Source organism: Psychroflexus sp. MES1-P1E, assembly GCF_002836055.1.
GTDB lineage: Bacteria > Bacteroidota > Bacteroidia > Flavobacteriales > Flavobacteriaceae > Psychroflexus.
Genome location: NZ_PJBS01000309.1, coordinates 1 through 13,135 on the forward strand (window position 1 = coordinate 1; position 13,135 = coordinate 13,135).

At 35.6% G+C, this 13,135-nt stretch carries 12 protein-coding genes; 2 read left to right on the plus strand and 10 right to left on the minus strand.

Annotated features, from left to right (window positions below; translation table 11 throughout):
* Nucleotides 1-17 precede the first annotated feature (17 nt).
* The 10 genes from CXF67_RS10970 to CXF67_RS11015 all read right to left on the minus strand — a co-directional run bounded on the left by CXF67_RS10970 (nucleotide 18) and on the right by CXF67_RS11015 (nucleotide 11,294).
* Nucleotides 18-830, minus strand: a complete 813-nt coding sequence (locus CXF67_RS10970) for an enoyl-ACP reductase FabI (RefSeq protein WP_102088789.1) — start codon at nucleotides 828-830, stop codon at nucleotides 18-20.
* 33 nt (nucleotides 831-863) lie between these two features.
* Nucleotides 864-2,516: a DNA repair protein RecN gene (recN, locus tag CXF67_RS10975; RefSeq protein ID WP_102088790.1), complete on the minus strand. Its 1,653-nt coding sequence runs from the start codon at nucleotides 2,514-2,516 to the stop codon at nucleotides 864-866.
* 66 nt (nucleotides 2,517-2,582) lie between these two features.
* Nucleotides 2,583-3,470: a type IX secretion system protein PorD gene (locus CXF67_RS10980; protein WP_102088791.1), complete on the minus strand. Its 888-nt coding sequence runs from the start codon at nucleotides 3,468-3,470 to the stop codon at nucleotides 2,583-2,585.
* Nucleotides 3,467-4,666, minus strand: a complete 1,200-nt coding sequence (coaBC, locus tag CXF67_RS10985; protein ID WP_102088792.1) for a bifunctional phosphopantothenoylcysteine decarboxylase/phosphopantothenate--cysteine ligase CoaBC — start codon at nucleotides 4,664-4,666, stop codon at nucleotides 3,467-3,469. Before coaBC ends, CXF67_RS10980 begins: the two co-directional genes overlap by 4 nt.
* A 14-nt stretch (nucleotides 4,667-4,680) precedes the next feature.
* Complete coding sequence (locus tag CXF67_RS10990; RefSeq protein WP_015023206.1) at nucleotides 4,681-5,016, minus strand: DNA-directed RNA polymerase subunit omega; 336 nt, start codon at nucleotides 5,014-5,016, stop codon at nucleotides 4,681-4,683.
* Nucleotides 5,013-5,831: an outer membrane protein assembly factor BamD gene (locus tag CXF67_RS10995; RefSeq protein ID WP_102088793.1), complete on the minus strand. Its 819-nt coding sequence runs from the start codon at nucleotides 5,829-5,831 to the stop codon at nucleotides 5,013-5,015. Before CXF67_RS10995 ends, CXF67_RS10990 begins: the two co-directional genes overlap by 4 nt.
* A 64-nt stretch (nucleotides 5,832-5,895) precedes the next feature.
* Nucleotides 5,896-6,774: a 4-hydroxy-tetrahydrodipicolinate synthase gene (dapA, locus tag CXF67_RS11000; protein ID WP_102088794.1), complete on the minus strand. Its 879-nt coding sequence runs from the start codon at nucleotides 6,772-6,774 to the stop codon at nucleotides 5,896-5,898.
* Nucleotides 6,775-6,779: 5 nt separating this feature from the next.
* Nucleotides 6,780-7,277: a DUF6913 domain-containing protein gene (locus tag CXF67_RS11005; RefSeq protein ID WP_102088795.1), complete on the minus strand. Its 498-nt coding sequence runs from the start codon at nucleotides 7,275-7,277 to the stop codon at nucleotides 6,780-6,782.
* A gap of 102 nt (nucleotides 7,278-7,379) precedes the next feature.
* Nucleotides 7,380-9,239: a M61 family metallopeptidase gene (locus CXF67_RS11010; RefSeq protein ID WP_102088796.1), complete on the minus strand. Its 1,860-nt coding sequence runs from the start codon at nucleotides 9,237-9,239 to the stop codon at nucleotides 7,380-7,382.
* A gap of 51 nt (nucleotides 9,240-9,290) precedes the next feature.
* On the minus strand, nucleotides 9,291-11,294 hold the full coding sequence (locus CXF67_RS11015; protein WP_102088797.1) for a monovalent cation:proton antiporter family protein: 2,004 nt from the start codon (nucleotides 11,292-11,294) through the stop codon (nucleotides 9,291-9,293).
* 342 nt (nucleotides 11,295-11,636) lie between these two features.
* Between CXF67_RS11015 and CXF67_RS11020 the strand changes: the two genes are divergently transcribed.
* Both CXF67_RS11020 and CXF67_RS11025 read left to right on the plus strand, forming a co-directional pair.
* A complete protein-coding gene (locus CXF67_RS11020; protein WP_257984670.1) occupies nucleotides 11,637-12,206 on the plus strand; it encodes a 5'-nucleotidase C-terminal domain-containing protein in 570 nt (189 codons plus the stop codon).
* Between the two features lie 4 nt (nucleotides 12,207-12,210).
* On the plus strand, nucleotides 12,211-13,125 hold the full coding sequence (locus CXF67_RS11025; RefSeq protein ID WP_102088798.1) for a bifunctional metallophosphatase/5'-nucleotidase: 915 nt from the start codon (nucleotides 12,211-12,213) through the stop codon (nucleotides 13,123-13,125).
* The last annotated feature ends 10 nt before the right edge of the window (nucleotides 13,126-13,135 follow it).

Below are 13,135 nucleotides of genomic sequence, written 5' to 3' on the forward strand. Positions count from 1 at the left end.
ATTTTTTTGAAAATTAGCTAGTCTTCCATAGCTTCCATAATCTCTTGGCTTACACCCATATTGGAAAAGCCTCCGTCATGATACAGATTTTGGAGGGTTACTTTTTTAGTGAAATCAGAAAATAAAGTCAGCGTGTAATCTGCACATTCCAAAGCTGTTGCATTGCCAAGCGGAGACATTTTTTCAGCATAGTTCATAAATCCAGTAAATCCTTTTACACCTTGGCCTGCAGAGGTAGGTGTAGGTGACTGTGAAATCGTATTCACTCTTACCTTTTTATCTTTTCCAAAAAAGTAACCAAAACTTCGAGCGACAGATTCTAGGTAAGCCTTGTTATCTGCCATATCATTATAATCTGGAAAAACACGCTGAGCTGCCATATAGGTTAAAGCAACAATACTTCCCCACTCATTCATAGCATCCTTTTTATAAAGGGTTTGCATCAGTTTATGAAAAGACAACGCCGATACATCTAAGCCTTTTTGGGTCCAATTGTAATTCTGGTCTGTATAGTGTTTTCCCTTTCTCACATTGATAGACATACCAATAGAATGAAGAACAAAATCTAACTTCCCTCCTAGTATTTCCTGTGATTTTTCGATTAAATCCTGAAGATCTTCAACACTAGTGGCATCAGCAGGAATAACCTCAGAATTTGTTTTTTCAGCAAGGGTTTTTATAGTTCCCATTCTTAAGGCAACAGGAGCATTTGTTAACACAAATGTAGCCCCTTCTTCATGAGCTCTTTCTGCAGTTTTCCAAGCAATTGAGTTTTCATCCAAAGCTCCAAAAATAAGTCCTCGTTTTCCTTTCAATAAATTATATGACATAGGTAGTAAATTTTATTTCGATTGTAAAGTTAATCATTTTAACAAAGATTGAGCATGAGCCAAAGCAGATACAGAGGTTTTATCTCCTCCTAGCATCTCTGCAAGTTCCACAACCCGTTCCTGCCCTTTGAGTATTTTTATATTCGACTTTGTTTTATCATTTTCTGTCGTTTTATAAACTTTGAAGTGTTGCTCTCCCATCCCAGCAATTTGTGGGAGATGCGTTATGGAAATCACCTGAAGAGAGCTTGACATTTTTTTCATGATACTTCCCATCTTTGTAGCAATATCACCAGAAACCCCTGTATCAATTTCATCAAAAACAATGGTTGGTAGATTCTCAAATTCAGCAAGAAGACTTTTAATGGCTAAAGTAATTCGAGACAACTCACCACCAGAGGCTACCTTCTTTAAATCCTGAAGTGCACTTCCTTTATTGGCGGAAAACACCCATTCAAATTCATCGGCACCTTTTGGAGTAAAAACATTGGTATAAACTCCCCTAACTTCAAACTTAGCATCTGGAATTCCCAATTCACCAAGCATGCTTTCTACACTAGAGCTTATCACCTTAGTGGTGTCTTGTCTACTCTTGAATAAGGTTTTAGCGATGGCTTTTAGCTTTTCAATTTGATCATCAATTTTGACCTGTACCTCCCTTAGAGCCTGTTCTGCATTTTCTTTTACAGAAACTTGTTCTTCAAGTTCATTTTGAGTCTCTATCAAGCCTTTTATGTTTGAAGTATGGTGCTTTTTCTGAAGGTTATAGATGTGTTGTAATTGCGTATTGATCTGTTCCAAAACTTTGGGATCTGCCTCTAAAGACTCCTGTTGAGATTGAGTTTCACTTGAAATATCTTCCACCTCAATCAAAATGCTTTCTACTCTCCGATACAACTCCTCCAAATTGGTATCAAGTTGAGCAGCTTTTCTCATCTGCGAGTTAACGTCTCGTAATTGAGAAATTACTCCCATAGATTCTTCGTCTAAGTGCTCAAAGGATTTCCCAAGTTTTTCTTGAAGCTCCTCTATATGACTCAATTTTCTTTGTTCGGACTCCAACTCCTCTTGTAAACCTACTTTAAGCTTCGCCTCTTTCAATTCTGAAAGTAGAAACACATTGTAGTCGTAAGTTTCGTCAGCTTTAACTTGATTAGATTTTAACTCCTCAAAATGGCTCTTATACTCATTTAAAAATTTATAGTTGTCTTTATAATTTTGCTTTAATTTGGAGTTTTGAGCAACTGTGTCCAATACTGAATACTGGTAATCTATATTTCCAATAGAAAGGGTTTCGTGTTGACTGTGGATATCGATAAGGTGAACGCCCAATTCACTAAGATTCGAGAGTTTTACGGGAGTGTCATTGACAAAGGCTCTAGACTTTCCTGATGGCAAAATCTCTCTCCTTATTATAGTGTGCTCTTCATAGTCTAGGTCCAAAGCATCAAAGAGTGAAGACAAATTGAATGAACCTATAGAAAAGTGACCTTCAATGATACATTTTTTTTCTGAATCTTTTATAGAGTTCAGGTCTGCTCTTTTGCCTAAAAGTAGGGAAAGCGCACCAAGTATTATAGATTTTCCTGCACCAGTTTCTCCGGTGATGATGGAGAATTGATTCGTAAATTCAAGACTAATGTCTTCAATAAGAGCGAAATTTTTTATTCCAAGAACTCGAAGCACACCTGAAGGATTTAGTAGTTATAAGCAGTTGCTAATCTACTAAATATTGTGGGATCTCAATAAAGATTATTTTCCTATCCTACTCCATTTTCTGTTATGAACAGGCGCTACTTGATTTAAAGTACTTAAGGTCGAGCTAATATCCATTTCTGGGCCTCCACTTAAGATTTGCATAATTTCATCTGATTTTGCATCGAAGAAAATTCTGAATAAGGGAGCGTTAGGTCTTGTTTTTGAGTTTTCTGAAATAAGGTCGATAGCCGTAACGATATTTTCCTTCCCCTTTTCAAGATCGCTTTGCATCAGATCCAAGCCTTCCCTATGGTAAACGTAAAGTGCCTTTCTATAATTAGAAAAATTTCTGGATAGCAAATCCCTATTGATACCGAATCTACTTTGAGAAGCTCCAGACTCTTTCCACCCATTACCTCCACGTTGACTAGCAGCGTTTACAATCTTTCTAGCTTCTTCGTAGGACTCGTCACCTCCCTGTTCAACAAAGGTGTCTGCATCGTATCCCAAAATAGTATACACATAGAAACTTATGGTAGATACTAAGTTATTTGTAAACACATTGGGATTGTAATTTAAGGGTTCAAACTCTTTATAAGTAAAATTAAAATCTCCATCACTTATATTTAAAAGAATAGAATTCATGGACGATCCAAATACTGGTCTCGAAGATTGAACCTGAAGTGTAGCTTGGAAATTATCGGAATCGTAAGCTTGAATAATGATGTTGAAGCTACATTTTATTCGTTCATGAGTATCGTAAGTGTTATCCGTCCAACTTGTATTATTTATAAATTCGTTTAAATCCTTTTCTAAAGTTCTAAAAATCGTAAGCTGATTTCTACCGGTTTGTTGAGCATCTAAGACAACTTCCGCCTCCAAAACTTGGGCTGAGATCGCAATTGGAAAAAGGAGTAAAAGGAAATTAAGCTTTAGATTCATCGGAGTATTAGTTTTAAAATATGATCAAAAATGTCTTTGGCGACTTCAGATTTAGGTTTTGTTTTAAAACGTATAGTTTCTGAATTTGTTATAATTTTAATTTTATTAGTGTCTGTTTTAAACCCTGCCCCTTTATCATTTAAGGAATTGAGAACGATAAAGTCTAGATTTTTTCTTTTCAATTTAGACTTCGCATTTTGCTCCTCATCATTTGTCTCTAGGGCAAACCCTACAAGAATTTGGTTTTTTTTGATGCTCCCCAAATGCCTTAATATATCTGTTGTAGGTTCTAATTCAATATGTAAAGCCTCTTTAGACTTTTTCATTTTTTGTTCCAACTGATGCCTGGGCCTGTAATCTGAAACTGCCGCTGAAGCAATAACTATAGAAGACGACTCGAATTTGGATAGCGTAGCAACGTACATCTCCTGAGCACTTACGACATCAATTCTAGTTAAATTGGAATGCTTTAAATGGAGGTGGGTTGGTCCAGTAATCAAGTTCACTGTAGCGCCAAGATCTAAAGCTCGCTTAGCAAGTTCAAAACCCATTTTACCACTTGAGTGATTACCGATGAACCTAACTGGGTCTATGGCTTCATAAGTAGGCCCCGCGGTAATTGTAATTTCTTTTCCAACTAGAGGAAGTTGAGAAAGAATATCTTTTTCAATAAAGCTTATGATATCTTCTGGCTCAGCCATTCTACCTTCCCCAACAAGACCACTGGCCAATTCTCCAGATCCAGGTTTTATAAATTTATTCCCAAAATCTATAAGCTTTTCTATACTCGCCTTGGATGATGCATGCTTGTACATATCCAGATCCATGGCTGGAGCGAAGTAAACTGGACATTTAGCAGAAAGATAAGTAGTGATAAGTAGATTATTGGCAGAACCCGAAACCATTTTGGATAAGGTATTTGCCGTGACTGGGGCGATAAGCATTATATCTGCCCATAATCCTAAATCCACATGGTTATTCCAATTTTTTTCCTCGTCGGTAAAGCTTGAAACCACTGGGTTTTCGGATAGTGTAGATAAAGTAAGAGGGGTTATAAATTGCTCGGACTCTGGAGTCATGACAACTTTTACCTGAGCTCCTGCTTTTTTTAATAGACGCACAAGAAAAGCAGATTTATAAGCGGCAATGCCCCCTGTAATTCCTAATAGGATATGCTTACCGCTTAAAATGCTCATTGATGAAAAACTATTTAGTCTTCGGTATTCTCTTGGGTATGTCTATAGTAGATTTTGTCATCTAACCATTCTTCCATAGCAATAGAATGTGGCTTAGGAAGTCTTTCGTAGTATTTGGAAACTTCGATTTGCTCTTTATTTTCAAAAACCTCATCTAAGTTCTCGTTATACGTAGCAAATTCATCTAATTTTTCCAAAAGCTCTTTCTTCATCTCCACATTAATTTGGTTAGAACGTTTAGAAACTATTGATATAGATTCGTAAATGTTTCCAGTAGGCGCATCAACTTTATTCTTATTGATTGTAGTTGTGCTTATTGGAGCGTTGGTGTTTTTGATATTTGAATTCATAATTCAGTTTGTGTATTTGTTCGTTCTTCTATGTCTTTGGCGTAGATCATTGCTTGTTCAGATATTTCTGTGCCAGTGTAATATTTTGAATAATCTTCGTAGTAAGTTTGAGCTTCAGCGAGTCGTTCCGGAATCAATATAGCAATACTATTGATGGCTAAAATATATGCAGATTCAAATTTGTAGAAAAAAGCTTGCTCTCTAAATTTGGTTCCTGGGAATTTCAGTATATAGTTATCGAAAGATTCTATCGCAGACTTATACCGCTCAGTATGGTGGTATTGCTTGGAAATCTCATAATATTTCTTTTCAATTTTTAAGCTTAATTCTTGGATCTTAGAATTAGATTCTTCAAAAAATTCTCCATCGGGATAGGTATTGATATAAAACTGAAGCTTGGTCATAGCAGTCTGTGTATCCTCTTGGTCTTTACTGTAGATGGGCGAGACTTCGTAATAGCTTACTGCGCTTTTATAATGCGCTTCTTCCGCCTTTTCACTGTTGGGGTAAGACTTTGAAAAGCGTTCAAACAAATAACCAGATAAAAAATAATCTCCTAATAAATAATGTGAATTAGCATTCATATAACTTACCGTTTCACCTGAAGGCTTGCCTTTATATTGAGGTAAGATTTGATCGAAAAGACGAATAGCTTTGGTATAATATTTACCCTTTCCCTTTTCTAAACCTTTATCATACATAGACTTTGCCATTTCATATTTTACCGCAATCTCATCTTTTTTCAACACTTTCTGATACTCACTGCAAGAGGAGAAAGAAATTACACCTAGTAAAAGTAAAACTATTGATTTCATAAATTTAAATATCGTGCAAAATTAAGGATAAATCTTCGATAATAAAAACGTATTATGACTCAGCTTATTTCATCTGACTATTGAAAACCTTTAATGCTGATTTTAATATTGAACTTGCCTCTACCAAAGGCAATCTAACACCCGATTCACATAAATTTTTAAGTTCAAAAACCGCTTTTATACCAGCGGGATTTCCTTCTTTAAAAATAAGATCAATACCATCCATCAATCGAAACTGGATAGTAAAGGCCTCTTTCACATTTCCCTCTATACCCAAGTTTAGCATTTTAGAAAATTCGGCTGGATAGCCTTGTGCCATCACAGAAATCACTCCTGCACCTCCAGCTAAAACCATGGGTAATGCAAGCATATCATCTCCAGAAATCACCAAAAATTCATCTGGTGTGTCCCTTATTATTTCCAAAGCTTGGACTATATCACCAGCTGCTTCTTTAATACCTATAATATTACCGAAGTCGTTTGCTAGACGTGTTATAGTTGAAGGCAGCATATTGGATCCTGTTCTCCCTGGTACATTATACACTATAATTGGAAGCTTCGACGCTTTAGAGACTTCAGAGAAATGTTGGTAGATTCCTTCTTGGCTCGGCTTATTATAAAAAGGAGACACCGATAAAATAGCATCAAAGCCTTCTAGGTTTTCTTGAGCTAAATCTTCGACCACCTGGAAGGTACTGTTTCCACCCAACCCAAGAACAAGAGGGAGTTGACCATTGTTTTCAGATTTAATAATATTTTTTACAGTCTCTTTTTCTACTTTAGAAAGAGTCGTACTTTCTGCTGTAGTTCCTAAAACGACTATATAATCTACGCCATTCTTAATTTGGAATTGAACCAATTTTATTAAAGCATTTTCGTCAATTTCATTTTTTCTTGTAAAAGGCGTTACTAAAGCCACCCCTGTTCCTAAAAACTGCTTCATTAATATTAAATTATTTGCTTTATATATTTAGAACTTTCTTTAAAAAAATCAAGATTTTTAGAATCTATATTCAATAAAAGATCATTTACTCTTTCGTCCGCCTCTTGTAATCCTACTTTCAGCTTAGCCTCGCTGAGATGAGCTAAAACCTCCAAGCACAGCTCCTCTTTACCAAAATAATTAAAAAGCAATTTATAATTTGTTTTTAAAAACTCATCAATGGCTTTAGATTTAGGTTTTCCAAACAGGGTAAAATCCTTTGTTGTAAAGATGTACTCTGGTTTTTCTACCTTGTCATACCTATGACGACTAAAACCTAGAAAACTGATATCCTCAGAATTGATCTTGAAGTTCTTCTCAACAAGTTGCTGCAGCTGATATCTATCCGCTATATCATCATTGTATAAAATTCCAACCTTATCACCAACTGATTTTTCTGCCTGAACTGATCTTTTGGAAGATAGGCTTTTATTTAAAAAATAGGTTTTTATAGAATTTAACACCTTAATAATTTAAGTTCAAATGTACTATTTTCAAATAAAAATAACCCGTAAAAGTTGAGCCTTAAGACCAAACTTTTATGGGTTAAAAAATAGACTTGAAATCTAGCCTTTTAGCCAAGCTTGTCTCAATTGAAATTTAGGATCAGTTTCTTCAATTTCTTTAGACTGTAAACTGGTTTTGTTTGTGAAAGGCTGAGTGGTTTTACCCTCAAAAATAAGCTCTTCACCATTCCTTTCCACAGTCATTTTAAAGTCTTCTCCCTCTCCCCAAGCCATGGAAGTCGAAATTAAATTTCTTATATTTTCTAGAGTATAATCAGTTCCATTAATAGATTTGATCTCATCTCCACCTTTTACACCTAGCTCTTTGAAAAACGAATTCATAGGGTAACTTTCTCTAAAAAAGACTGTGCCTTTATCTTGGTTGACGTCTATAAATGGAGTCCTTCCATCTAAAAAATAGCCTGTTTTACCAACACTCTCCGTTTTCTCAACTCCTACTTTAGCAAAAAAATCATCGTAAGGAATTGGAGTGTTTCCCTCCACATAGGCCTCAAAAAATTCTTGTATTTCAGGGTAAGTTAAACTTACGATTTCAGGAATCAAGGCATCATCCTCAAACGGTGTGTCTTTTCCATACTTAGAAATCAACTTTTTCATTAAGTCTAAAATCCCCATGGTCCCTCCGCTTAGTTCCCTAAGGCGAATATCCAAAGCCATCCCTATAAGGGCTCCTTTTTGATATACGTTATAGTAACTGTCTTTATACTTATCATCAAGAATATTCTCACTCATCGTCGTAAACGACATGGTATCATCAAAAGCTCTTGAGGTTTCAATCTTAGCGTTCATCCGCTTATAAAAATCCTCTTCAGAAATAAGACCTTGGTTAATTTGAAACAGGTTTGCAAAATATTCAGTAACTCCCTCATACATCCAAAGGTGCTTGGACATCTTAGGAGCGTTATAATCAAAATAGTGAACTTCATTAGAATGAATATTCAATGGAGTAATGATATGAAAGAACTCATGCGAGACTACGTCTGTCATAGATTCTTCAAGCTGAGGTAAAGTCATGGTTTCTGGCAAAACGACACTAGTAGAGGTATGATGTTCTAAAGCACCAAATCCACGAGCATCTGGGTTTTCCATATCCGACAGATACAATAAAATAGCATATACATTTGTATTATCAATTTCACCTAAGAAGGATTTTTGAGCTTGAACCATTTTTTCTAAAGCTGGTTTCAAATCTTTAGTGGTATGAACGTTGTTTGGAGAATGTATGCTTAAAAGTACTTTCATCCCTTCAATATCGAAGCTTGTAGTATCCGGAACGGAATATAAAATAGGATGATCTATCACCCCAAAATATCGACTGGTAGAAAATTCATCAATGATATAGGTGCCTTGATCAGTTTGATTAATCACTGGCAAAGAGGCAGAAGCTATTAGGTCTGAAGGTCTATGGATATTGATTTTATAAGGGATTTCCTTTGCATTCTCAAAATAGCCGACCATTGCATGCAAATTGAGCATAAAATTGTCACCAGCCTCAAAATTGGTTCCTGCTGGAGAAAACACACCGCCCTCTCCCTCAATATCGAAGGTATCTTCGACATAATACGTTAGCTTATCGAAATTTTGAGAATTGGAAATGGTCCACGTATTATCATCGCTATGAGTGATAGATATTTCATTTCCATCATAATCAATAGCAATTAAACCTTTAGAAAACTGTCCGTAATCATTTACAGCATAAGTTCCTGGCACTGTTTTAGGCAAATAAAATTTAAGAGAATCGGCCTGAATTGGACCAGGATTTATTGAGACTTTTACTCTATCGTTTTCAATCTCATTTAGAAAAATATCGACAACTACCAGATCGTTTTCTGATTTGGAAATCGATTTACAACTGGTGATCATGGCCATAATTCCTATGACTAAAAATATTTTTTTCATTGTTTTATTTATAAATTGGACGGTTTAGTTTAAAAATGTTACGGTTTAATTTTAAAATTTTATCACTTTGTTTAAAGTATTGATGTCTTGTGAAGTCCCAAAAATATAGACCAGATCATCAATTTCGATTTTAGTAGTAGGCTGGATCTCTGAAATATATTTTCGCCCACGTTTAATAGCCAAAACAGTTACATTATATTTTTTACCCATACCAGAGTCTACTATAGATTTCCCAGCAATATCATTATCACCGTGTTGCACATGAAGCGTTGCCACCTCCTTATTTGGAATATCTAATTGTTGAAACATCGCATTCTTAGACGTTGGTTTTATACTGGTAAGCATCTGATAGTCATATGATCTTATACTGGTGACAATATTCTCAATATCACTTTGGGTAATCATATATTGTTTAAGCACCCGTGTAAAAATTTCGATAGAAGTTTCAAATTCTTCTGGAATAACTTCATCTGCTCCCACTTTCATATTTTCGTCTATTTCTTTTACAAACCGTGTTCTTACAATGATATAAACAGTTTGAGAAAATAATCTTACGGAAGAGATGATTTTTTTGGTAGCACTAGGATCTGAGATTGCGATCACCACTACTCTTGCTTTTTGAATATTGATATGCTTAAGAATTTCTGGATCTGCTGCATCTCCAAAAACAATAGGTTGGTTTTTTCGTTTAGCCTCAGCTATAGCATCGTAATCCATTTCCACAATCACATAAGGGATATCTATATGAGAGGTCACTCTAGAGATATTTTGGCCATTGAGTCCGTATCCAACAATAACCACATGGTCTGACCACTTCTGCACCTGATCTACTTCACTACTGCTTTGCTCTAGCTTTCTATTATTAAGCCGTTTTCTGACGCCTTTAGGAATGGCAGCTTTGAGTAAAAAATCTGAAAATCCATGAGATTTTTGAAGAATGAATGGCGTTAATGCCATTGTAATAATTGAAACAGATAGGAAATATTGATATAATTCATTGGGCAATAAATCGTTTTGAAGGCCCACCGTAGAGAGTAAAAGAGAGAATTCTCCAACTTGGAAAATACTTAATGCAGACATAAAAGTAGTTCGCGGTTGAGTTTTTAAAATGAACGTCACAACAGCGACCACTAGCATTTTAATTAGGAGAACCGCAAGTACAAAAAGTAAAATATAAACGACATTATTTATAAAAAAAGACAGATCTAGTAATGAGCCCACAGAGATAAAAAAGAAACTGATAAAGATTTCCCGAAACGGTAAGACGTTAGCTGTAGCTTGATGGCTATATTCTGATTCAGAGATAATCAAACCTGCGAAAAAGGCACCAAGCGCTAAAGAAAGTCCCACAGAGGACGTTAACCAAGCCACAGAAAAACAAAAGACGATGGTGGTTAATATAAATAACTCTCTATTCTTGGATTTAACGACTAATTTGAAAACAAACGGAACTATATATCTTTGAAGTACAAAAACCACAGCACCAACGCCTATTAGTTTTACTAAGAGAATAAGTAAGGTTTCCCCAATATTATCTGATTTCCCCGCCAAAATGGGCGTTAGCAACATCATTGGAACAACAATTATATCTTGAAAAATAAGAATCCCTAAAGCCACTCTACCATGAGGAGATTCTATCTCCCCTTTTTCCTGAAGCATCTTAAGAACAATAGCTGTACTACTAAGAGAAATTAAAAATCCTATAAAAACAGCAGTATTAATTTCGACACCTAGCGCCATGGAGACTAAAGCAGTTATCAATATAGTTCCGCCAACTTGAAGCCCTCCTCCTATAAAAACGGTTTTTCGGATTTTCATGAGTCCGCTAAACGACAGCTCAATTCCAATAATAAAAAGCAGGAAAATTATCCCGATTTCTGAAAGTAATTCTACTTCATGACTCGAGCTCAATAAATTGAATGCACTAGGCCCTACGATTATTCCCGCCATCAAGAACCCAAGAATAGAAGGCACCTTTATCTTTTGAAATGCCAAAATGATGACAATGGAAATACCTAAGACAATGACAATTTCTTTTAATAAGGGGATTTCCATAGACTGGTTTTTATAAGCCTAAAAATACTAAATTTTAACACTCAAGGTTGTTTATGAAATACTAAATAATTCACTAGCAAACCCAAGGCTATAATTAGCTTTTACTATACATTCAAATTTAATAAACTCATTATATTTACACCCAAATCTATCTTTATGCATAAGTTTCTAATTCTTTTTTTTGTGAGTATTTCTTTTTGGTCCTGCTCAAAATCTCCTACTATTCTTATTAAGACAGATGGAGAACAGGTCAGAATTTCGGATTCGATAGAAAAAAATTAAGAGCTTGAAGACTTTATCTCACCCTACAGAAAACGTATCCAAGAAGAAACGAGTGCCGTTTTGTCCTACACTCCAAAAGCGATGTTCAAATCGGATGCAAAGTTAAACACTCCTTTAGGGAATATGATGTCTGATGCTGTTCTTGAAATGGCCAATCCCATTTTTAAAAAACGAACAGGACATCATATAGATGCCGTCATTTTGAATTACGGCGGAATTCGATCTGGCATCAATGCTGGAGAGGTGACCACAAGAACCGCTTTTAATATCATGCCTTTTGAAAATGAAGTAGTCATCGCTGAATTAGCTTCAGAAGAACTTAAAGCATTGGTGAATTATTTAGTTAAAAATAAAGTCGCTCACCCCATCGCTGGTCTTCAAATTACTCTAAATGCTGAAGGTCTTCTTAAAGAGGTGAAAGTGAATGGGGAACACATTCAGAATAAAAGTTACTACGTTGCCACTTCCGACTACCTCATAAAAGGCGGAGACCGTATGGAATTCTTTAAAAAATCAAAAAGCCTACACTCCTTAGAGTATAAGTTAAGAAACTTGTTTATAGATTATTTTAAAAAGAAAGACACCATAGCTCCAAAACAGGATAATCGCTTTACCAAACTTCAAAACTAGTATCATGAACCGATTAAAATTTATAAAAACAACAGGAGCAGCAACTACATTCACAGCAGTGGGTGGCCTCGGCTTATTGAGTGCTTTCCAATCTAAACCTTTCACCAAACACCTTACTATTTTGCATACTAATGATGTGCACAGTCACATCGATCCCTTTCCCAAGAATGACAGTAAGTATCCCAGTCTTGGTGGTGTGTCAAGACGGTATAGCTATATTCAGAAGGTAAAGGCCGAAAATCCAAACACCTTAATTTTGGATGCTGGAGATTCCTTTCAAGGAACACCGTATTTCAATTTTCATGGAGGTGAATTAGAATTTAAACTCATGAGTAAAATGGGATACCATGCCTCCACAATTGGCAATCATGAGTTCGATAATGGGATTGATAATATAGCTGCTCAACTTGAACATGCAAATTTCGATATGCTGAATGCCAATTACAATTTGGAGAACACAATCCTAAATGGACTCGTCAAATCGCATCAGATTTACGAAGTCAATGGCTTAACTATTGGTGTTTTTGCTCTCGGTATTGAACTTGATGGATTGGTTTCTCAAGACTTGTATAAAGAAACAAAATACCTAGATCCCGTTGAGATAGCTCAAGAGCAGATCAAAATTTTAAAACAAGATCTCAACTGTGATATCGTAATTTGTTTATCGCATTTGGGATATAGCTATAAATCTAATAAGATTGATGATTTAAAGCTCGCTGCACAAACCAAAAATATTGACCTTATCATAGGAAGGCATACTCATACTTTTTTGGATAAGCCTACTGTGGTTAAAAATGCAGAGGGTAAAGCAGTATTGGTGAACCAAGTGGGTTGGGCAGGCATAAACGTTGGCCGAATTGATTTTTACTTTAACGATATAGAGCTAAAAGAACAAAAGAGCTTGGTAATGGAAGTCTAGAATCAGTCAT

Excerpts from the sequence above, each read along its gene's own strand:
- CXF67_RS10970 (WP_102088789.1), bottom strand. The coding sequence starts at position 830 with ATGTCATATAATTTATTGAAAGGAAAACGAGGACTTATTTTTGGAGCT.
- CXF67_RS10980 (WP_102088791.1), bottom strand. The coding sequence starts at position 3,470 with ATGAATCTAAAGCTTAATTTCCTTTTACTCCTTTTTCCAATTGCGATC.
- coaBC (WP_102088792.1), bottom strand. The coding sequence starts at position 4,666 with ATGAGCATTTTAAGCGGTAAGCATATCCTATTAGGAATTACAGGGGGC.
- CXF67_RS10990 (WP_015023206.1), bottom strand. The coding sequence starts at position 5,016 with ATGAATTCAAATATCAAAAACACCAACGCTCCAATAAGCACAACTACA.
- CXF67_RS10995 (WP_102088793.1), bottom strand. The coding sequence starts at position 5,831 with ATGAAATCAATAGTTTTACTTTTACTAGGTGTAATTTCTTTCTCCTCT.
- dapA (WP_102088794.1), bottom strand. The coding sequence starts at position 6,774 with ATGAAGCAGTTTTTAGGAACAGGGGTGGCTTTAGTAACGCCTTTTACA.
- CXF67_RS11010 (WP_102088796.1), bottom strand. The coding sequence starts at position 9,239 with ATGAAAAAAATATTTTTAGTCATAGGAATTATGGCCATGATCACCAGT.
- CXF67_RS11015 (WP_102088797.1), bottom strand. The coding sequence starts at position 11,294 with ATGGAAATCCCCTTATTAAAAGAAATTGTCATTGTCTTAGGTATTTCC.
- CXF67_RS11025 (WP_102088798.1), top strand. The coding sequence starts at position 12,211 with ATGAACCGATTAAAATTTATAAAAACAACAGGAGCAGCAACTACATTC.